Source organism: Ancylobacter crimeensis (assembly GCF_023016805.1).
GTDB lineage: Bacteria > Pseudomonadota > Alphaproteobacteria > Rhizobiales > Xanthobacteraceae > Ancylobacter > Ancylobacter crimeensis.
On the sequence record NZ_JALKCH010000004.1, the window covers coordinates 91,533 to 112,548 of the forward strand.

General features: G+C 66.2%; 15 protein-coding genes. 9 read left to right on the top strand and 6 right to left on the bottom strand.

The features are described 5' to 3' along the window. Nucleotides 1–232 precede the first annotated feature (232 nt). From MWN34_RS06610 to modC, 9 genes are all read left to right on the top strand, one after another. On the top strand, nucleotides 233–2,680 hold the full coding sequence (locus MWN34_RS06610; RefSeq protein ID WP_425532070.1) for a glycogen/starch/alpha-glucan phosphorylase: 2,448 nt from the start codon (nucleotides 233–235) through the stop codon (nucleotides 2,678–2,680). 259 nt (nucleotides 2,681–2,939) lie between these two features. Further along, the gene (gene glgB, locus MWN34_RS06615; RefSeq protein ID WP_247027826.1) at nucleotides 2,940–5,171 is read left to right on the top strand and encodes a 1,4-alpha-glucan branching protein GlgB; all 2,232 of its coding nucleotides are present in this window, start codon (nucleotides 2,940–2,942) and stop codon (nucleotides 5,169–5,171) included. 14 nt (nucleotides 5,172–5,185) lie between these two features. After that, nucleotides 5,186–6,454, top strand: a complete 1,269-nt coding sequence (gene glgC, locus MWN34_RS06620) for a glucose-1-phosphate adenylyltransferase (RefSeq protein ID WP_247027828.1) — start codon at nucleotides 5,186–5,188, stop codon at nucleotides 6,452–6,454. Between the two features lie 7 nt (nucleotides 6,455–6,461). Continuing rightward, entirely contained in the window at nucleotides 6,462–7,919 is a 1,458-nt protein-coding gene (gene glgA, locus MWN34_RS06625; RefSeq protein WP_247027830.1) for a glycogen synthase GlgA, read from the top strand. Further along, entirely contained in the window at nucleotides 7,916–12,109 is a 4,194-nt protein-coding gene (gene glgX / locus MWN34_RS06630; protein WP_247027833.1) for a glycogen debranching protein GlgX, read from the top strand. The genes glgA and glgX overlap by 4 nt, the downstream gene beginning before the upstream one ends. Nucleotides 12,110–12,467: 358 nt before the next feature. Beyond that, nucleotides 12,468–12,713, top strand: a complete 246-nt coding sequence (locus MWN34_RS06635) for a hypothetical protein (RefSeq protein WP_247027835.1) — start codon at nucleotides 12,468–12,470, stop codon at nucleotides 12,711–12,713. Between the two features lie 148 nt (nucleotides 12,714–12,861). Then, entirely contained in the window at nucleotides 12,862–13,683 is an 822-nt protein-coding gene (gene modA / locus MWN34_RS06640) for a molybdate ABC transporter substrate-binding protein (protein WP_247027837.1), read from the top strand. 95 nt (nucleotides 13,684–13,778) lie between these two features. Next, on the top strand, nucleotides 13,779–14,468 hold the full coding sequence (modB, locus tag MWN34_RS06645) for a molybdate ABC transporter permease subunit (protein WP_247028350.1): 690 nt from the start codon (nucleotides 13,779–13,781) through the stop codon (nucleotides 14,466–14,468). Beyond that, the gene (gene modC / locus MWN34_RS06650) at nucleotides 14,465–15,580 is read left to right on the top strand and encodes a molybdenum ABC transporter ATP-binding protein (RefSeq protein WP_247027839.1); all 1,116 of its coding nucleotides are present in this window, start codon (nucleotides 14,465–14,467) and stop codon (nucleotides 15,578–15,580) included. The genes modB and modC overlap by 4 nt, the downstream gene beginning before the upstream one ends. Here the strand turns inward: modC and MWN34_RS06655 are convergent. The 6 genes from MWN34_RS06655 to xylF all read right to left on the bottom strand — a co-directional run bounded on the left by MWN34_RS06655 (nucleotide 15,546) and on the right by xylF (nucleotide 20,893). Further along, nucleotides 15,546–15,995: a winged helix-turn-helix domain-containing protein gene (locus tag MWN34_RS06655; RefSeq protein WP_247027841.1), complete on the bottom strand. Its 450-nt coding sequence runs from the start codon at nucleotides 15,993–15,995 to the stop codon at nucleotides 15,546–15,548. The genes modC and MWN34_RS06655 overlap by 35 nt on opposite strands. An 87-nt stretch (nucleotides 15,996–16,082) precedes the next feature. Next, entirely contained in the window at nucleotides 16,083–16,616 is a 534-nt protein-coding gene (locus MWN34_RS06660) for a copper chaperone PCu(A)C (RefSeq protein ID WP_247027843.1), read from the bottom strand. A gap of 80 nt (nucleotides 16,617–16,696) precedes the next feature. Next, entirely contained in the window at nucleotides 16,697–17,086 is a 390-nt protein-coding gene (locus tag MWN34_RS06665) for a DUF2946 family protein (protein ID WP_247027845.1), read from the bottom strand. A gap of 519 nt (nucleotides 17,087–17,605) precedes the next feature. Beyond that, entirely contained in the window at nucleotides 17,606–18,415 is an 810-nt protein-coding gene (locus MWN34_RS06670; protein WP_247028351.1) for an ATP-binding cassette domain-containing protein, read from the bottom strand. A gap of 28 nt (nucleotides 18,416–18,443) precedes the next feature. After that, nucleotides 18,444–19,769, bottom strand: a complete 1,326-nt coding sequence (locus MWN34_RS06675; RefSeq protein ID WP_247027847.1) for a sugar ABC transporter permease — start codon at nucleotides 19,767–19,769, stop codon at nucleotides 18,444–18,446. 83 nt (nucleotides 19,770–19,852) lie between these two features. Then, nucleotides 19,853–20,893, bottom strand: a complete 1,041-nt coding sequence (gene xylF / locus MWN34_RS06680; protein ID WP_247027849.1) for a D-xylose ABC transporter substrate-binding protein — start codon at nucleotides 20,891–20,893, stop codon at nucleotides 19,853–19,855. Nucleotides 20,894–21,016 lie beyond the last annotated feature (123 nt).

Consider the following 21,016-nt stretch of genomic DNA (forward strand, 5'->3'; position numbering starts at 1 on the left):
GTGGGCAGCGATGATGCCGGACGCCGTGGCCGTGAAAGCGCCGGTGAAGGGGAAAGCGTCGGCGGGTCACGAAACTGGCCAAAACGTTGCATGATGTGAATGAACGTCGCTGGCACATCATCGCCCCCCGGGCGGTATGATGTGTCGCGGTGAAGGCAGTTGGGAGCACAGGCGGGATATGACGATGGAAGTCGACGCGAACACGCTCGAAAAGGGCGGAGCGGCATCGGTGATGCCAAGCCCGGCCAGCGACGATGTTGCCCGGTTCCGCGCGGCGGTGATCGCGAAGCTGACCTATGCGGTGGGCAAGAATCCGGCCGCGGCAAGCGATCGCGACTGGTTTCTCGCCACGGCGTTCGCCACCCGCGACCGCATTGTCGACCGCTGGATCACCTCGACCCGACAGACCTATTCGGAGGGACGCAAGCGCGTCTACTATCTCTCCCTCGAATTCCTGATCGGCCGGCTGCTGTTCGATGCGCTGACCAATCTCGAGCTTCTGGACACGGTGCGCCATGCGCTCGGCGATCTCGGCGTCGATCTGGACCGGCTGCGGCAGGTCGAGCCCGACGCCGCGCTCGGCAATGGCGGTCTCGGCCGGCTCGCCGCCTGTTTCATGGACAGTATGGCCACGCTGTCCATCGCCGCCTATGGCTACGGCATCCGCTACGACCACGGCCTGTTCCGGCAGGTGATCAAGAATGGCTGGCAGCAGGAATATCCCGAGGAGTGGCTTTCCTTCGGCAATCCGTGGGAATTCGAACGTCCCGAGGTCTTCTACGATGTCGGGTTCGGCGGCTCGGTCGAGGCGGTTCCGCTGTCCAACGACCGCAAGAAGCATGTCTGGCATCCGGGGGAGCGGGTCGAGGCGGTGGCCTACGACACCCCGATCTGCGGCTGGCGCGGACGCCATGTGAACACGCTGCGTCTGTGGTCCGCGCGTGCGGCCGATCCGCTGCGGCTCGATGCCTTCAACCAGGGCGACCATGTCGGTGCGCTGGCCGATCAGGTGCGCGCCGAGGCGATCTCCAAGGTGCTCTATCCGAGCGATGCCACCCCGGCGGGCCAGGAATTGCGGCTGCGGCAGGAATATTTCTTCACCTGCGCCTCGCTGCACGACCTGATGCGCCGGCACATTGACAGCTTCGGCGATGTCCGCTCTCTGCCCGACAAGGTCGCGATCCAGCTCAACGACACCCATCCCGCCATCGCGGTGGCGGAGTTGATGCGCGTTCTGGTGGACGAGCATGACCTGGAATGGGACGAGGCGTGGGACATCACCCGCCGCACCATCTCCTACACCAACCACACATTGCTGCCCGAGGCACTGGAGACATGGCCTGTTCCGCTGATGGAACGGCTGCTGCCGCGCCATATGCAGATCATCTATCTGCTCAACGCCGTGCATCTGGGCGAGGTGCGCGCGAAGTTCCCCGACGACGACGCGCTGTTGTCATCCGTCTCGCTGATCGAGGAAGGGGGCGGGCGCCGGGTGCGGATGGGCAATCTCGCCTTCCTCGGCTCGCACAGCATCAACGGCGTCGCGGCGCTGCACAGCGAACTCATGAAGACGACCGTCTTCAAGGATTTCTACCGCCTCTATCCGGAGCGGATGAACAACAAGACCAACGGCATCACCTTCCGCCGCTGGTTGATCGAGGCCAATCCCGGCCTTACCCGACTGCTGGCCGAGACGTGCGGTCCGGGCGTGCTCGACGATCCGACCCTGCTCGAAAAACTCGTCCCCATGGCCGAAGATCGCTCGCTGCACGAGCGTCTCGCCGCGGTGCGCCGGCAGAACAAGGTCGCGCTCGCCCGGCTCATCCGCGATCGCATGGAGATCAAGGTCAATCCCGGTGCGTTGTTCGACGTTCAGATCAAGCGCATCCACGAATATAAGCGGCAGCTTCTCAATATTCTGGAGACCATCGCGCTTTATGAGGCGATGCGCGCCAATCCGGCGAAGAACTGGGCGCCACGGGTGAAGATATTCTCCGGAAAAGCAGCGGCGAGCTACCATCAGGCCAAGCTCATCATCAAATTGGCAAATGATGTGGCGCGAGTGGTGAACGATGATCCGACGGTGAAGGATCTCCTGAAGGTGGTGTTCTTGCCGAATTACAATGTGAGCCTCGCCGAGGCGATCATTCCGGCGGCGGACCTCTCCGAACAGATTTCCACGGCCGGCATGGAGGCATCCGGCACCGGCAACATGAAGATGGCGCTCAACGGCGCACTGACCATCGGCACGCTCGACGGCGCCAATGTCGAGATCAAGGAACATGTGGGCGACGCCAATATCTTCATCTTCGGCCTCACCGCCGACGAGGTGGAGGAACGCCGTCGTACCGGCATCGACGAGGCCGGTTCGATCGCCCGCTCCCCGCATCTCGGCGAGGTGCTGGACGCGGTCGAGTCCGGCGTGTTCTCGCCCGATGAGCGGGACCGTTTCCGGCCGCTGACCGACGCGCTGCGCTACCACGACTATTTTCTCGTGACGTCGGATTTCGACGCTTACTGGGACGCCCAGCGCGCGGTCGATGCGCGCTGGAACAAGAAGGATGCGTGGTGGACGTCCAGCATCATCAACACCGCGAACATGGCGTGGTTCTCCTCCGACCGCACCATCTCCGAATATGCCAAGGACATCTGGGACGTGCCGGTCAAGCCGGTGCGCTGAAGCCTGCATGTTCCTGACGGGCGGCCCGCGAGCCGGGCCGCCTCCCGCTTCCATACGCGCTTTTCCCTCACGCCCCGACACGCCCGGCGGACACGGACGTGCACGGTTTTGCACGTTCAGCGGGTGGCGATAGGCTTTTCGTCACGGGAGGTGTGATAGTGGCTTGTGACGCGCGCGATTTGGGGCAAAGCTGCGCGGAACTTTGGGTGCTTCGCCGGACTTGATGGGCGTCTTCAGGGCGCGGGAAAGGTCGACGATTATGTGCGCGTGGCAGGCGCCAGACCGGGAGGTCGACGCGCTGGTTGGGGTTCGCCATCCGGATCCCTTTGCCTTGCTCGGTCCCCATGAGACCCCGCAAGGCGTCGTGCTTCGCGCCTTCGTGCCCGACGCGGAAACGCTTGAGGCGGTAGAGCCGGACGGGACCCCTATCGCACCCATGCAGGCGCGGCATTCCGGCTTCTTCGAAGCGCTCATGCCCGGACGCCCGACCTGGGCGCGCTACCGCCTCAAAGCCACCAATGCCGGCGGAACATGGACCTTCGACGATCCTTATTCCTTTGGCCCTGTGCTCGGGCCGATGGACGATTATCTGCTCGTCGAGGGTACGCATCGCCAGCTCTATGAGCGGCTCGGCGCCCATATCGGCCCACATGAGGGTGTCGACGGCGTCGCTTTCGCGGTGTGGGCGCCTAATGCCTCCCGCGTCTCGGTGGTTGGCGATTTCAACCGCTGGGACGGCCGGCTGCACCAGATGCGCAAGCGCGTCGACAGCGGTCTGTGGGAAATTTTTGCGCCCGGTATCGGAGCGGATGCGATCTACAAGTTCGAGATCGTCTCCGCGGACGGGCGTCTTCTGCCGCTGAAAGCCGACCCCTTCGGCCAGCGCGGCGAGTTCCGCCCGGCCACCGGCTCCGTGGTGGCGAGCGCCGAGCCCTTTCACTGGACCGACGAGGATTTTCTCGCCCGCCGCGCCAACGCCGATCCGCGGCGCGAGCCGATGTCGATCTATGAGGTCCATCTCGGCTCGTGGCGGCGGGGAGAGGGCGACCGATTCCTGAGTTATGACGAGCTCGCCGAGCAGCTGATCCCCTATGTGCACTGGCTCGGCTTCACCCATATCGAACTGTTGCCGATTTCCGAGCATCCGCTGGACCAGTCATGGGGCTATCAGCCGATCGGGCTGTTCGCACCCACCAGCCGGTTCGGCGACCCGGAGGGCTTCGCCCGCTTCGTCGACGCCGCGCATGAAGCGGGCATCGGCGTGATCCTCGACTGGGTGCCGGCGCATTTCCCGACCGACATCCATGGCCTCTCTCATTTCGACGGTGGCCCGCTTTACGAGCATGCCGACCCGCGCCGCGGCTTCCATCCTGAATGGAACACGGCGATCTACGATTTCGGCCGACGCGAGGTCTCGAACTTCCTCACCGCGAGCGCGCTCTATTGGCTCGATCGTTTCCATATCGACGGCCTGCGCGTCGATGCGGTCGCTTCCATGCTCTATCTCGATTATGCGCGCGGCGAAGGCCAGTGGGCGCCAAATCCGGATGGCTCGAACGACAACAAGGATGCGGTGCAGTTCCTGCGCTACGCGAATGAGACGATCTACGCCCTCAACCCCGGGGCGAGCGTGATCGCGGAGGAATCTACCTCATGGGACGGCGTCAGCCGGCCAGTGAGCCATGGCGGCCTCGGCTTCGGCTTCAAGTGGAACATGGGGTGGATGCACGACACGCTGGATTACCTCTCGCTCGATCCGGTGTATCGCCGCTGGCACCACGACAAGATCACCTTCGGCCTGGCCTATGCCTTTTCCGAGAATTTCGTGCTCCCGCTCTCCCATGACGAGGTGGTGCACGGCAAAGGCACCGTGCTCTCGCGCATGGGCGGTGATGACTGGCAGAAATTCGCGACGGTACGGGCCTATTACGGGATGATGTGGGCCCATCCTGGCAAGAAGCTGCTCTTCATGGGCCAGGAATTCGCCCAGCGCCGGGAATGGAGCGAGGCCCGTTCGCTGGACTGGCATCTGGTCTGGGATGGCTCGCTGCATCAAGGCGTGCAGCGTGTGGTGCGCGACATCAATGCGCTCTACCGCGCCGTTCCCGCCCTTCATGCCCGCGACTGCGAGGGCGACGGTTTCCGCTGGATCGTGGTCGACGACCGCGATCAGGCTGTCTTCGCCTGGATGCGCGAAGACGGGGAGGGCGGGCCGCCGGTGGTGATGATCGTCAACTTCACGCCGGTCCCGCGCTCGGCCTATCGCCTCGGCCTGCCGCGCTCCGGTTATTGGAAGGAGGTGCTGAATACCGATGCCAGTTGCTATGGCGGCTCGGGAACGGGCAATCTGGGTGGCGTCTTCGCCGATCATCAGCCGGCCCACGGCCAGCCGGCAAGCGCGGAGATCGCACTGCCACCGCTTGCGTGCCTTTATTTCAAATGGGAACCGGATGAGCGCGAAGGCGTGAACCTGGAACGGACAATTACTTAAGGGAGACGCGCTGCATGGAACGGCCGGCGCCAGTGAATGCCCCCATCGCCCGCTCGGCAATGGCCTATGTGCTCGCAGGCGGCCGAGGTAGCCGTCTGCTGGAGCTGACCGATCGCCGGGCGAAACCGGCGGTGTATTTCGGCGGCAAGTCGCGCATCATCGACTTCACGCTGTCGAATGCGCTCAATTCCGGCATCCGCCGCATCAGCGTGGCGACCCAGTATCAGGCGCACAGCCTCATCCGGCACCTGCAGCGCGGATGGAACTTCTTCCGCCATGAGCGCAATGAGAGCTTCGACATCCTTCCCGCCAGCCAGCGCGTGTCGGAAACGATGTGGTATCTCGGAACGGCCGACGCGGTGTATCAGAACCTCGACATCATTGAGGGTTACGAGCCGAAATACATCATCGTCCTGGCGGGTGACCACGTCTACAAGCAGGACTACGAGATCATGCTGCAGCAGCATGTCGACCAGGCCGCCGATGTGACCGTTGGCTGCCTGGAGGTGCCGCGCGGCGAGGCGAGCGCCTTCGGCGTGATGCATGTGGACGAGGAAGACCGCATCCTGTCCTTTCTCGAAAAGCCGAAGAACCCGCCGCCCATGCCCGGCAACCCGGACAGGTCGCTGGCGAGCATGGGCATCTATGTCTTCGAGACCAAGTTCCTGATCGATCAGCTTCGGCGGGATGCGGCGGACCCTCATTCGTCCCACGATTTCGGCAAGGACATCATTCCCTACATCGTGAAGCACGGCTCGGCGCGAGCCCATCATTTCTCGCGCTCCTGCGTGCGCTCCGGCTCGGAGCTGACGCCCTACTGGCGTGACGTGGGAACGGTGGATGCCTATTGGGAGGCCAATGTCGACCTCACCGAGGTGGTCCCGGAACTCGACCTCTACGACCGCGACTGGCCGATCTGGACCTATGGAGAGATCACGCCGCCGGCCAAGTTCGTGCATGATGTCGAAGGTCGGCGCGGCGAGGCATTGCAATCCCTCGTTTCAGGCGGGTGCATCATCTCGGGTTCGCAGCTTCGGCGCTCCCTCCTGTTCACGGGCGTGCACATCCACTCCTTCGGCGCCATCGAGGGCGGCGTCATCCTGCCTTACGCCCGGATCGGGCGTTCGGTGCGGCTGCGCAATGTCGTCATCGACGCCGGTGTGCAGATCCCGGACGGGCTGGTGGTCGGCGAGGACCCGGATCTCGACGCCCGGCGGTTCCGTCGTACCGAAAAAGGGGTGTGCCTCATCACCCAGCCCATGATCGACGCCCTGCAGAAGTGAGTGGGTGATGGCAGGCATCAAGGTTCTCTCGGTCGCTTCCGAGGTGTTCCCGCTCGTAAAGACCGGCGGCCTTGCGGATGTGGTGGGTGCGCTCCCCCATGCGCTGGCGCCGCTCGGCATCGAGGTACGCACCCTCGTGCCGGGTTATCCGGCAGTGCTGGCGGGGCTCTCGGACCGGGAGGAGGCCTGGTATTTCGACGATCTGTTCGGGGGCCCGGCGCGGCTTCATTCCGGTACGGCTGCGGGTCTCTCGCTGTTCGCCATCGAGGCCCCGCACCTCTATGACCGGCCCGGCGGCCTGTATACGGACGCCTCGGGCCGGGACTGGAACGACAATGCCCAGCGCTTCGCCGCACTGGCCGCGATCGGCTCCGGCCTTGGCCGCGGCCTGCTGCCCGGCTATGCCCCCGACATCGTGCATGCCCATGACTGGCAGGCCGGGCTCACCCCGGCCTATCTGCATTATGCCGGCGGCCGGCGGCCGGGCAGCGTGATAACCATTCACAACATTGCCTTTCAGGGTCAGTTTCCGATGCATCTCATGGAGGTGCTCGGCCTGCCCTGGAGCGCGTTCCGCATGGACGGCGTCGAGTATTTCGGCCAGATCGGCTACCTAAAGGCCGGGCTGCAACTCGCGGACCGCATCACCACCGTCTCGCCCACCTATGCGCAGGAAATCCTGCAACCCGACGCCGGCATGGGGCTCGATGGGCTGCTGAACCAGCGCGGCGCTGCTCTGCACGGCATCCTGAACGGCCTCGATACCGCCGTATGGGATCCTTCGGCCGATCCGTTGCTGCCGGAGATATTCGACGTCGACACGCTGGACGCGCGCGCCGCCAACAAGCGGGCTCTGCAGGAGCGGCTCGGCCTCGCCCCCGATCCGGAGGCGCTGCTCTTCGGCGTCGTCAGCCGGCTGTCCTGGCAGAAGGGGCTCGATCTGGTGGCGGATTCGCTCGGCGTGCTCATGGACGTGGGCGGCCAGCTCGCTTTGCTCGGCGCCGGGGATGCCCTGCTGACGCACCGTTTCACCAGCGCAGCCGCGGCCAACCCCGGCCAGGTCGGCGTGCAGATCGGCTATGACGAAACGCTGGCGCATCTGATCGAGGCGGGCTCGGATGCGCTGCTCGTGCCCTCGCGCTTCGAACCGTGCGGTCTCACCCAGCTCGCGGCGCTGCGCTATGGCGCGCTTCCGGTGGTGGCGCGGGTCGGCGGGCTGGCGGACACCGTCATCGATACCAATGAGATGGCGCGGGCGGCGGGAGTCGGTACCGGCATCCAGTTCCAGCCCGTGACGGCGGCGGCGCTGCAGGGCGCGTTGCGGCGGACGGCGGATCTGTGGCGCGATCGCCCGGCGTGGGAGAAAGCGCAGCGCAACGCCATGGCCTGCGACGTGTCCTGGACCCGCCCGGCGGCGCAATATGCCAGGCTCTATGAGGATGTCGTGGCGGAGCGCGCCGCGTGAACGCCTACCGGATTTCGGCAGGAGTACCAGAACCGCTTGGAGTGACGGCCGACGCCGAGGGCGTGAACGTCGCGGTGTTTTCGGCGCACGCGACGGCGATTGAATTCTGCCTGTTCGACGAAACCGGGCAGGAGGACGTCGCGCGCGTCGTTCTGCCCGAACAGACCGGAGACGTGTTCCACGGCCATATCGCCGGCATAGGCGATGGCGCGCGCTACGGTATGCGTGCCCATGGCCCGTGGGATCCCGCGCACGGGCACCGCTTCAACTCGTCCAAGCTGCTGGTCGACCCCTACGCCGTGCGGCTCGACCGGCCCTTCGTGCTCGACGTGTCGATGTTCGACCAGCGCGCGCGTGGCGCCTCGCGCGATGATGCGGACAGCGCTCCCTTCGTGCCGAAGGCCGTCGTCGAGGCGGCGGGACGCGTCATCGCGCCGTTCCAGGTGCCGTTTCGCTGGGATGGGCAGGTGTTCTACGAGCTGCATGTGCGCGGCTACACCCGGCTCAACCCACAGGTTCCCCTGGAACTGCGCGGCACGTTTGCCGGTCTTGCCGATCCGGCGGCGATTGCGCATCTGGTGCGGCTCGGCATCACCACGGTCGAACTGATGCCGGCGATGGCCTGGATCGACGAGCGCCATTTGCCGTCGCTGGGGCTCAGCAATTACTGGGGCTACAATCCGGTGGTGTTCGGCGCCCCGGACCCGCGCCTTGCGCCCGGCGGCTTCGCCGATGTTCGGTTGGCGGTCGAGGCCCTGCACGCGGCGGGGATCAGCGTGGTGCTGGACGTGGTGCTGAACCACACCGGCGAGAGCGACGTCTACGGCCCGACCGTCTCGCTGCGCGGCCTCGACAACGCCACCTATTACCGTCATGCGACGCATGATCCCGGCGAGCTCATTAATGATGCGGGAACCGGAAACACGCTGGCGCTGGAATCTGCGCCGGTGCTGCGCCTCGCCATGGACAGTCTTCGGCGCTGGGCAACGACGGGGCTGGACGGCTTCCGCTTCGACCTTGCGGCAACGCTGGGCCGCACGGCGCACGGCTTCGACATCCATGCTCCGTTTTTCGGTGCCATCGGACAGGATCCGCTGCTGCGCGACCGGGCGCTGATCGCGGAGCCGTGGGATATCGGGCCGGGCGGTTATCAGGTCGGGCGGTTTCCGGCGGAATGGGCGGAGTGGAACGATCATTTCCGCGACACGGCCCGCAAATTCTGGCGCGGCGACCAGGGCATGATCGGCGAGGTCGCCACCCGGCTCGCCGGCTCGGCCGATGTCTTCGCGGCCAGGCGGCGCCCGCTGTCCCGGGCGGTAAACTTCGTCACCGCGCATGACGGTTTCACGCTGTCCGACCTGGTCTCCTATGAGCGCAAGCACAATGAGGCCAATGGAGAGGACAATCGGGACGGAACGGGCGACAACCACTCCTGGAACCATGGCACGGAAGGCCCCACCGATGACCCCGCCATCATTGCCCGCAGGCAGGCCGATGCGCGTGCGCTGCTGGCAACCTTGCTGGTCGCGCGCGGCACGCCGATGCTCACCATGGGCGACGAATGCGGGCGTTCGCAGAGCGGCAACAACAACGCCTATGCGCAGGACAATGCGCTGACCTGGCTCGACTGGAGCCGGATGGACGAGGCCCTCGTCGCCTTTACCGCATCGCTCGTGACGCTTCGGCGCGAGCATCCCGCGCTGCGCGGCGAGATGCCCCTGACCGGTCGTCCGCTCGACGCCAGCACCCTTCCCGATGTCGAGTGGCGGGCTGGGGACGGCACGCCGGTCAACTGGCAGGATCCCGACAACCGCGTGCTCGTGGCCGTCTTCTACGCCGCCGCAGGGCGGGGAGGCGAGGCGGACCGGGTTGCGGTGGTGCTGAACGGCGATGCTCATGCCGCCGACATCCGCTTGCCTGAAGCGCGCGACGAGCATGACTGGGAGGTGCGGATCGATACCTCCCGCGCCCAGGCCGGCACCACGCTTCGGCTGGTGGAGGAGCGCTTCACGGCGGCGGCGCGCAGCGTCACGGTGATCGTCGAGAAGCGGGTGCCGGATGCGCCGCGCCGCTCGGCCGATCCAGCGCTGCTGGAAAGGCTCGCCGCTGCGGCTAGCATCGCCGCGCACTGGCAGGATGTGAGCGGCCTGCGCCATGAGGTACCTGATGACACCAAGCGCGCGCTGCTGAAAGCGATGCGGCTGCCGGCGGACACGCGCGGCGATGCCTCGGACAGCCTCGTCTGGTTGTCGGAGCAGACCTTTGCGCGCTCCGTTCCCGAGGCGTTGGTGGTGCGAGAAGGGGCGACGGCGCGCCTGCGCCTCGGCGGGGCGGCGGCGCGGGCGACGCGGCGCCTCGAGCTTCGGATTCGGCTCGAAAATGGCGAGGAGCGGCTCTGGCCGGTTGCGCCGGACGAGGGCGAGCGGGCCGAACTTCCGCGTCCGGACGGACGCTTCGCGCTGGTGCGCCATATCAGCTTGCCGCCACTGCCGCTCGGCCGGCATGGGCTGCTGCTGGACGGGGAAAGCTGCATCGTAACCGTCGCCCCGACGTCGAGCTATGTGCCGCCGCATCTGGGGAATGGCGGACGGGCGTCGGGCATCGTCGCCCATCTCTATGCGCTGCGGCGCACGCGGAATGACCAGGGCATCGGGGATTTCTCGGCGCTGGCAACGCTGGCCGAGGCGGCCGCCACGCGCGGCGCTGCGCTGGTGGGATTGAACCCGCTGCACGCGCTCTTCCCGCACGACCGGGAACGCGCCAGCCCCTATTATCCTTCCGACCGACGCTTCCTCGACCCGATCTATATCGACGTCGCCGAACTGGCAGCGCCCGGCGAAAGCGAGGCACTGCGGGCGGCCTGGGAGGCGGCGGTTCCGGTGTTCTCTGCGCTCGGTGCCTCCGGAGCGGTGGATTACACCGCCGTCTGGGGCGCCAAACGCCGGGTGCTTGCGGCGGCCTTCGATCTGTTCGAAGCGGGTGGCGATGCGGCCTTCGACCGTTTCGTCACGGAGGGCGGGGAGGCGCTGCTGCGCTTCGCCACCTTCACCGCGCTGGCTGAACAGCAGGGCAGCGACGGCTGGCGGAGCTGGCCGGAAACCCTGCGTCAACCCGATGCGCCGGCGGTGCGCGCCTTCATCGATGCCAATGCCCGCGCGGTGCGTTTCGCGCTCTGGCAGCAATGGACAGCCGATCGGCATCTGCAGAGCGCGGCGACCCGCGCGCAGGAGGCGGGGCTCTCGGTCGGCTTCTACCGTGACCTTGCGGTCGGCACCGCTCCGGATGGCGCCGAGGCATGGGCTGAGGCCGACCGGTTGATGCAGGGCGTGACCGTCGGCGCGCCGCCGGATCCGCTCGGTCCCGAAGGCCAGAACTGGAACCTGCCGCCGCCTGATCCACTGGCGCTACGCGCGGACGGCTATGTCGGTTTTGCCCGCAACGTGGCGGCGAACATGCGCTATGCAGGCGCGCTGCGGATCGACCATGTGATGGGCCTCCGGCGGCTTTTCCTCATTCCGCAGGGCGCGAGCGCGGCGGAGGGGGCTTATCTTTCCTTCCCCTTCGAGGATATGGCCGGGCAGGTGGCTCTCGAAAGCCATCGCGCGCGCTGTCTGGTCGTCGGTGAGGATCTCGGCACCGTGCCGTTTGGCATGCGCGAGCAGCTTTCGGCCGAGAACATGCTCTCCTATCGCGTGTTGTGGTTCGAGCGCTCGACGTCCGGCTTCATGCCGCCACGCGATTATCCCCCGCTGGCGGCGGCCTGCGTCTCCACCCACGATCTGCCGACGCTGGCGGGGTGGTGGGACGGCGCGGACATCGACGAGCGCCAGGCGATCAGGCTGGAGGACGAGGCCAGCGCCGCCGGCGCACGGGTGGCACGGCGGGTGGAGAAGGAGACGCTCGCGCAAGCGTTGCAGCAGGAAGGGCTGATCGGCCAGTTGCCGGATTTCGAGGCGCCGCTTGACGATGCGTTCGTTGCGGCGGTGCATGGCTATGTCGCCCGCAGCCGTTCCATGCTGGCCCTTACCCAGATCGACGATCTTGCGGGCGAGACGATCGGCGTAAACCTGCCCGGCACGGATCGCGAGAGGCCGAACTGGCGCCGTCGCCTTGCGATCCCGGTCGAGGAGGTGTTGGACACGCTGCGTGCCCGTGCCGCGCTCGATGCCATGAAGGCGGAGCGGGGCTGAGGCTCCTCGAACGGGTATGCCGCGGGATGTGCGAAAAAGTGAACGACGCTCGCCAGAGAAAAAGGGCGCGGCAATCCGTGTGAACGCGGCTGCCCGACAGGTTGGAACGGATCAGTCCACCTGTTTCCAAATACCGGAGCTGCCTTTCGAAAGCGCTTGAGTGTGTTTCTTGAGGATACCACCTGAAAGCCGGCGAAAGGCGGGCTCCCGTGCGCGCCGACTCGCCGGCATTCCGGCGAAACCATGTCGAATGATATGGTGAACGAGAAACTTTCCGGTACAGTGGCTGAAAAGAAACTCTTAACGCATTCGATTTGGCGTGGCGGTTCAAGCCGCGTCGGTGGGGAAAGGGCGCCACATGATGACCGGTACGGACTTTGACGTCGTAACCCTCTCGTCGTCCACCATCCGCGTGATGCACCGCGATGAGCATCACATCTATGAGTTCTCCCTTGTTGATAATGGCTGCGGCAAGCGTGTGGTCAGCCGCGGTCCTTCCATCGTGTTCGGCAAGGACGGGCAAGCCGCTGCGTGGTCGTTTCTCGCCGATGCGGAGAATGCCGCGTCCAAGGCCGCGCGCGACTGCGGGTTCATCGACGATTGAATCTTTAACGCCGCTGCCATGGCTGCGGCCATTTCTTTTCCAAACCGCCGTTCCGAACCACGAGGCGCGGAAGGCTGTTCAGTCATATGTCTGGACGAATATATCTGATGATGTATATGGGCGGATATACCTTACGGAGAGTCCGCCCATGTCCTCTGTCGTTGCTTCTTCACTTCTCGCCGTGGTTCGCCCGCGCCGCGCGGTGCTCGGCGCCGCTGCTCTCGCGCTCGCGGTGCTGGGCTTCGGCCCGGTTGCCCGCCCCGCGCAGGCGCAGGACGTGCCGACTGTGTTCGCCGCGGCGAGCCTGACCAATGCCTTTCAGGATATCGGTGCGGCCTACACCGCCAAGACCGGGAAGAAGGTGACCTTCTCCTTCGCCGCCTCCTCCGCGCTCGCCAAGCAGCTCGAGGCCGGCGCGCCCGCCGCCATCTTCGCCTCGGCCGACAACAAGTGGATGGACTACACCGAGGGCAAGGATCTCACGATCAAGTCCACCCGCGTCACGCCCATCGGCAACAGCCTCGTGCTCATCATGCCGGCGGATAAGGCGAAGCCGGTGACGATCGACAAATCCTTTTCCTTTGCCGACTTCCTTGGTGCCGACGGCAAGATCGCGACCGGCCTGACGGACAGCGTGCCGATCGGCATCTACGCCAAGACCGCGCTGACCAGCCTCGGCCAGTGGGACAAGATTAAGGACCGCGTGGTGGGTGCCGAAAGCGTGCGCGCGGCGCTGGCGCTGGTGGAGCGCGGCGAAGCCGCCGCCGGCATCGTCTATTCGACGGACGCCGCCATCGCGAAGAACGTGAAGGTGGTCGCGACCTTCCCGGCCGACAGCCATCCGCCGGTCGAGTATCCCTTCGAGATCGTGAAGGGACAGGACACCGAGGCGAACCGCGCCCTGCTCGCCTTCCTCTCCGGGCCGGAAGCGAAGGCGATCTATGAGAAGTACGGTTTCGTGGTGAAATGAGGTTTGTCCGGCACCGTGCCGGACAGAGCTGAAACAGACGGGGCGGCGGGTGCGTCGCCCCGTTCCTGCCGCCCGCCCGGATGGCCGAACCGATGATGCTGACCCCCGATGAATGGACCGCCGTCCTGCTCAGCCTCAAGGTGGCGTTCTGGGCAACGGTGTGGAGCCTTCCCATTGCCATCGCCGTCGCCTTTCTGCTGGCGAGAACGAACTTTCCCGGCAAAGGACTTTTCGACGGCCTCATCTATATGCCGCTGGTCCTGCCAAAAGTGGTGGTGGGCTATCTGTTGCTGATTGCGCTCGGCGCGCGTGGCTTCATCGGGCAATACCTTGCCGAATGGTTTGGCATAAAGCTCATCTTCACAACGGCTGGGGCCACCGTCGCCGCCGCGGTGGTGAGCTTCCCGCTCACGGTCAACGCCATCCGGCTCGCGCTGGAGGCTGTGGATCGCGGGCTTGAGACCGCCGCGCGCACGCTGGGTGCGAACCGCGTCGACGTGTTCTGCACCATCACCCTGCCGCTGATGATGCCCGGCATACTCTCCGGGGCGCTGCTCGCCATTGCTTCCGCACTTGGCGAGTTCGGTGCGACGATCACCTTCGTCTCCAATGTCGAAGGCCAGACCCGGACCATTCCGCTCGCCATCTACAGCGCGACCCATATGCCCGATGGCGACGCCATGGCGGCACGGCTGGTTGCGGTGTCCGTGGTGCTGGCCTTCGCCGCCCTGTTGCTGTCGAATCTGGTGGATCGGCGTGTGCGCATCCTGATCGGGCGCACATGATCGAGATCGACATCCGTATCGAGCGATCCAGCTTTCGGCTGGAATCGGCTTTCGTGGCGCCGGGTGCCGGCGTTACCGCACTGTTCGGCCGCTCGGGCGCGGGCAAGACCACCATCATCCAGGCGGTAGCCGGCGTGGTACGCCCCGCTGCGGGGCGGATCGTGGTGGATGGCGAGACCTATTTCGATCTCGAGCGCGGGATCGACCTGCCCATCGAAGCGCGGCGCGTCGGCTATGTGTTTCAGGATTCGCGCCTCTTCCCGCATTTCTCGGTGGAGAAGAACCTGCGTTATGGCGAGCGCCGCGCGCGGGGAACCCCGTTCGTCGGCTTCGCGCAGGTGGTGGACCTGCTCGGCATCGGCCACCTGCTGAAGCGCCGCCCGCACACACTTTCCGGCGGCGAGCGCCAGCGCGTCGCCATCGGCCGGGCGCTGCTGGCCCAACCGCGCATCCTTCTTATGGACGAGCCGCTCGCCGCGCTGGACGAGGCCCGCAAGCTCGATATCCTGCCCTATATCGAGCGCCTGCGCGACGAGATGCGGCTCCCGGTGTTTTATGTCAGCCACTCCATAGACGAGGTGCTGAGGCTGTCCGACCACGTGGTTGCACTTGCGGATGGACGGCAGGTCGCCGCCGGTCCGGTGAGTGAGGTGATGTCGCGGCCGGACATCCTGCCGGTGGTAGGGCGGTTCGATCTCGGCACCATCCTCGACTGCGTGGTCGCGCGGCACGATCCCGATTACGGCCTCTCGACGCTGTCCTTCGCCGGCGGCGAGCTGCGAGTGCCGCTGGTGGATGTGAAGCCCGGCGCGCCGATGCGCGCGCGAGTGCGCTCCCGCGACGTCGCGTTGGCGCTCGCACGGCCGGAAGACGTCTCCGTCACCAACCGCATCCCCGCGCAGGTGTCGGACATCCGCCGCATCGAGGGTCCCTATACCGATGTCGAACTCGCCATCGGCGCTTCGTGCCTGCACGCCATGGTGACGCTGGAAAGCGTGGAGCGGCTCCGTCTCGCCGTGGGCATGGAGGTGTGGGCGCTGGTCAAGTCAGTGGCGGTGGACAGCCGTGCCGCCAGCTTCAGCGCGGCGGATTCTCCGTCGGCGCCGGCCTGACCGTGGGCCATTCCGGCGCCAGCGCCGCGCGTAGGGTCGCGATGGCCTCATCCGAGGCTGCGGTGCTGCGGGCTTCGACCTCGCGATAAAGGGCGATCAATCGTTCGCCGAAGGCGGTCAGGTCGGTTCCGGCCCCGCGACGGCCGGGATGGGTCACCACCACGGCTTGGGCGAACATGGTGTCGAGTTCGTCCACCAGCAGCCATGCGCGGCGATAGCTCATGCCCATCTTGCGTGCGGCGGAGAGGATGGAGCGTTCGGAGCGGATCGCTTCCAGCAGTTCGATCTTGCCGGGGCCGAGGAAACGCCCGTCGCCGAAAAAGATGCGGATGAAGAGCCCGTCGCGCTGCTTTGCGGCGGTTTCATCAGGCGTGTCGGCGTCGGTTTCTGCGGCGGTGGCGTGGCGCTGTGTCATCACCGGGCATGATAGGAGACGCGCTGCTGTCCCGGAAGGGCGCCACCGCATATTGGCGGCGACGCCCGTCCTTCTGTCGCCGTGCGGCTATTGGGCGGGCGTGGCCGGCATGTTCTTCATGTCGTGCTTCATGGCGTCGGGGGAGGGTCCCTTCATGCTCTCGACCTTGAAGTCCACGGCAATGGTCCCGGCCTTTGCGAAGGTGAGCGTGCCCTTGATCTTCTCGCCCTCGACCAGCGGACGCTTCAGGTCCAGCATCATGATGTGATAGCCGCCCGGCGCGAGTTCCAGCTTGCCCTTGGCCGGCACCTCGGCACCGTCCTTCAGCATGCGCATGGTCATGACGCCGTCGGTGACGGTCATCTGGTGGATCTCGGCCCGCCCGGCGACCTCGGTGGTGGCGCCGATCAGGCGGTCGGCCGTGTCCCCGTCATTCTCGACGATGAGATAGCCGCCGGCCACCTTGGCACCGTTCGGTGTCACGCGGGTCCAGGGGTGGATGATCTCGAGGGCGCCGATCTTGTATTCGTGCGCCTGCGCGACGAGGGGCGCGAGCAGGGTGGCGGCGCCGAGCAGGCCGGCGAGCAGACGGGTGCGACCGAGGGAAAGAGAGCGATTCATGAACATTCTCCAGCCGGCGGCCGCTTAGCGGTCACTGCCGGCATCTGTGCTGACGAGATGGGCGTGGAGCGCGATCAACGTCAGGCGAGCGGAGGGCCGCGCGCGGCGTAGGCGGCGATCAGGGTGCCGAGGGCGACATGACCGGTATCCGGCCATCGGAAGGGCCGGGCATGGGTTAGGGGCGCACGTAGCGCGGCCGGCGTCGGTGGTGTGCCAGCGCTTCCTGCCAGATGGCAACCGGCCATGCAGCAATCGGGCGTGTGATGAGAGGGATCGACGGGCGCGCCGCCATCACGCTGGGCGCCGCCGCTTTCCAGACCCGAGCAGATGACCTGTCCCGCCAGTTCCGGGCTATAGCGCGCCGCACCATGGGCGCCGGTGGCAAGGCCACCGAGCATGGTCTGAAGCACGAGCAGATAGCCGGCGGCGAGCGCCAGCAAGATCCGTCCCGTGCCGCCCTTCCCCATCATGCCCGTTCCCCGGCCGATCATCCGCGATCCACCTTTCACCGGCACGTCTCTAGAGCATTTTCGTGCAAAGCGCAGTGCGACTCACCGACCGTCGGGATAGACGACGCGGGCAACATGGAACGGCTGTCGCCGCGATGCGTTGCCGTTGGGTGATGTTGCCGGGAGCTCTCGCCATGTTACGCGCATCCCTTGCCCCAGTGGTCCTCCTGCTCGCCCTATGCTTGCCGGCCCTCGCCCAGAGCCCGGCGGAGCCCTCGACCGGCTGCACAAGCGGGATAAAGGCTCCGGACGCCCCGGCAACGCCGCCGACCCAGGGTGCCGATGCTGGCACAAGTCCGGGTGGGGCGGGTTCCACCGGGTGGACGGGCGGCACCGGCGGGTCCTTCGTCGGCACCTCTCACGACAATCCGGATGGCAGCAAGAGCAGTCACCCGGAGACGGCGACCGGCCTCAATCCCATCGACAAGCCGTCGAACCCGGCTGCGCAGGGAGAGGGTTCACAGTCGCCCTGCTGAGGGCTCACGAGGCGCCGGGACCGGGGCGGGCGCCGGGCGGGCATTTACCGAGAATGATCATGCCCAGCACCTCGTCCTGCGTCACGTCGCCGGTGCGCGCCGTGCCCACCAGCTTGCCGTTCTTCATCACGCTGACCCGATCCGCGAGGTCGAACACGTCGTGGATGTCGTGGCTGATGAGGAAGATGCCGATACCCTCGGCCTTGAGCTGCTTCACCAATTCGCCGACCTGCGCCGTTTCCTGCGGGCCGAGGGCGGCCGTGGGCTCGTCCATGATGAGGATGCGGGCATTGAAGTGGATGGCGCGGGCGATCGCCACCGATTGCCGCTGCCCTCCAGAGAGGCCGCGCACCGGTTCCTTGAACTTGCGGAAATTCGGGTTCAGCCGCCCCATCACCTCTCGGGTCGCCGCCTCCATTGCGACATCGTCGAGCGTTCCCCATGGGGTCACGAGTTCGCGGCCGAGGAAGAGATTGGCGGCGGCATCGACATTGTCGGCGAGGGCGAGCGTCTGGTAGATCGTCTCGATGCCGTAGCGCTTGGCGTCGCGAGGGTTCGCGATTGGCACCGTTTCGCCCTTGATGCGGATCTCGCCTCCATCCGCCTTGTAGGCGCCGGCGAGAATCTTGATGAGGGTCGATTTGCCCGCCCCGTTGTGGCCGAGCAGGGCCACCACCTCGCCCGGCATCAGGTCGACGCTCACCCGGTCCACGGCATGGATGCCGCCAAAGGCGATGGAAATGTCGCGCATCTCCACCAGCGGCGTGCCCGGGATTGTCGAGGCGCCGGGAGCGAGGGCAGGGGTGCCCGTCATGGTCTGCTGCTGCATGATCCGTCTCCCCTCACTTGAAGCGCTTGCGGTAGACGGTGTCGATGAAGACGGCGAACACCAGCACCATGCCGACCACGATGTTCTGGTAGGGCGTATCGACCCGCATCAGCACCATGCCCGATTGCAGGCTCTGCATCACCAGCGCGCCGAGCATGGCTCCCGCCACGGTGCCGGCGCCGCCGGACAGCGAGGTGCCGCCGATGACCGCGGCGGCGATCACGTAGAGCTCGTCGAGCGTACCCTGCGCATTCGTCGCGGAGTTGAGGCGTGCAGTGGAGATGGCCGCGCCGATGGCCGCGAGCCCGCCCATCAGCGCGAAGACCTGCACCGTGATGCGCCGGGTGTTGATGCCGGCGAGTTCGGCTGCCTCCGGGTTTCCGCCGATGGCGAAGACATAGCGGCCGAAGCGGGTGCGGGTGGTGATGAAGGTCATGACGATTCCAACCGCCAGCGCCACGAGAACCGGCACCGCATAGCCGAAGCTGATGAAGAGCCCGTCCGCCGGCACCTCGATGCCATGGGCTTCCGCATAGCGGCGGGCAAGGGCGGCGGGCAATGTGTAGGCGTTCATCACCAGCGTGGCCGCGATCACCGCCAGCGAGGCGAAACCGGCGGTCACGAACTCGGCCCAGACCGGCTTCAACGGGAAGCGAAAGCGCTTCCTCTGCTGGCGCGCGCGCACCGTGGCGAAGACGATGGCGAGTATGGCGAGGGTGCAGACCATCCAGCTCCAGCCCGCCCCGATGGAACCGTCGGCACCGCCGCCGAGCAGCTTGAAATGGTCGTCGGTGAGCGGGATCGTCTTGCCTTCCGCGACCGCCCACGCCGCCCCGCGCCACACCAGCAGGCCACCCAGCGTGACGATGAAGGCCGGCACGCCGAGATAGGCGATGATGAAGCCTTGCAGCGCGCCGATCGAGGCGCCGAGCGCGATGCCGACGACAAGCGTCAGCATCCACACTGCGGGATGGTTGAAGCCGAAGGCCGGCATCAGATAGCTGGCCTGGAACACCGCCATCACCATGCCGGTGACGCCGAGGATCGAACCCACCGACAGGTCGATGTGCCTCATCACGATGACCAGCACCATGCCGGTAGACATGACCGCGATGGAGGCGGTCTGCACCGACAGGTTCCACAGGTTGCGCGGCGTGAGGAAGGTGTGGTCGGCGAGGAAATCGAACACGATCCAGATGATCGCGAGCGCGCCGACCATGCCGAGGAAGCGCATGTCGACTTCCAGCGCGCCGAGCCGCGAGACCGGTGCCGTCTGTGGTGCGGAGGCGGGGACCGTCTGTTTGGCGGGAGGCGGCCCGCCGGCCGGGATGTCGCTCATGGGCCGTCCTCATCCATCCATTCGAGCCGGTCGCGAGCGCAAACCCGTCGCGACCGGCTTCAAGCCATAGGGCGAGGGTCGGATCAGTCGCAGGCCTTGACCTTGCCCTTGGCGACGCCCTGGCAGACGGTCGCCTTCGGCGCCCAGCCGGCTTCGATGATCACGCCGAGATTGTCCCGGGTGATCGGGATCGGCTTGAGGAAGGTGGAGTTCATCGCGACGCGCTTCGGGCCGCCGGTGAAGGTGGTGGTGCCGGGGACCTTGTCGAGCGCGGTTCCCTTGGCGAGCTGAAGCGCGATTTCGGCCGCCTTCCTACCCAGTTCGCGCGAATCCTTCCACACCGAGACCGTCTGGGTGCCGAGCGCGATGCGGTTCAACGCCGCGAAATCGGCGTCCTGGCCGGAGACGGGCACGCTGCCGGCAAGGCCTTGTGCCGCGAGCGCCGCCACCGCGCCGCCGGCGGTGCCGTCATTGGAGGCGACCACGGCCTGCACGTCGTTCTTCGCCGCGGTCAGGAACTGCTCGGTGTTCTTCTGGGCGTTGGCGGGCAGCCAGCTGTCGGTATAGGCCTCGCCGACATTCTTGATCTCGCCCTTGTCGATATGCGGCTTCAGCACCTCCATCTGCCCGGAGAACAGGAAGTCCGCGTTCGGATCGGCTGAGGAACCCTTGATGAAGATGTAGTTACCCTTCGGCGCCAGCTTCAGCACCTCGGAGGCCTGCATCCGGCCCACCTCCTTGTTGTCGAAGGTGATGTAGTAGGCATAGGGGTTCTCGATCAGCCGGTCATAGCCGACCACCGGAATGCCCTCGTTCTGCGCCTTGGTGATGGCAGGCCCGATGGCGTCGGAATCCTGTGCGAGGATGATGAGCGCATTGGCGCCCTGCGCGATCAGCGCTTCGACGTCGGAGAGCTGCTTGGAGGCGGAAGATTGCGCGTCGGCCGAGATGTATTTGGCGCCGGCGGCTTCCAGCGCCTTCTTGATGGCGGCTTCGTCGGTCTTCCAGCGCTCTTCCTGGAAGTTCGACCAGCTGACGCCGACCACGACATCGGCGGCGCGGGCGGCGGTGAGGCTCAGCGCGGTCGCGAGCGCGGCGAGCGAGAGCGTGAAGGACGTCTTCATCGGGTTCCTCCCAGGGATGATCGCTGTTCCGGCGGCTCCGGTCTCCGGAGCCGACGGTCTCGGGGCTGATTGGCGTTGCCCTCTTGGGGTGCCGGAGGCCTCGCAGCCTCGGCAAACCATTGG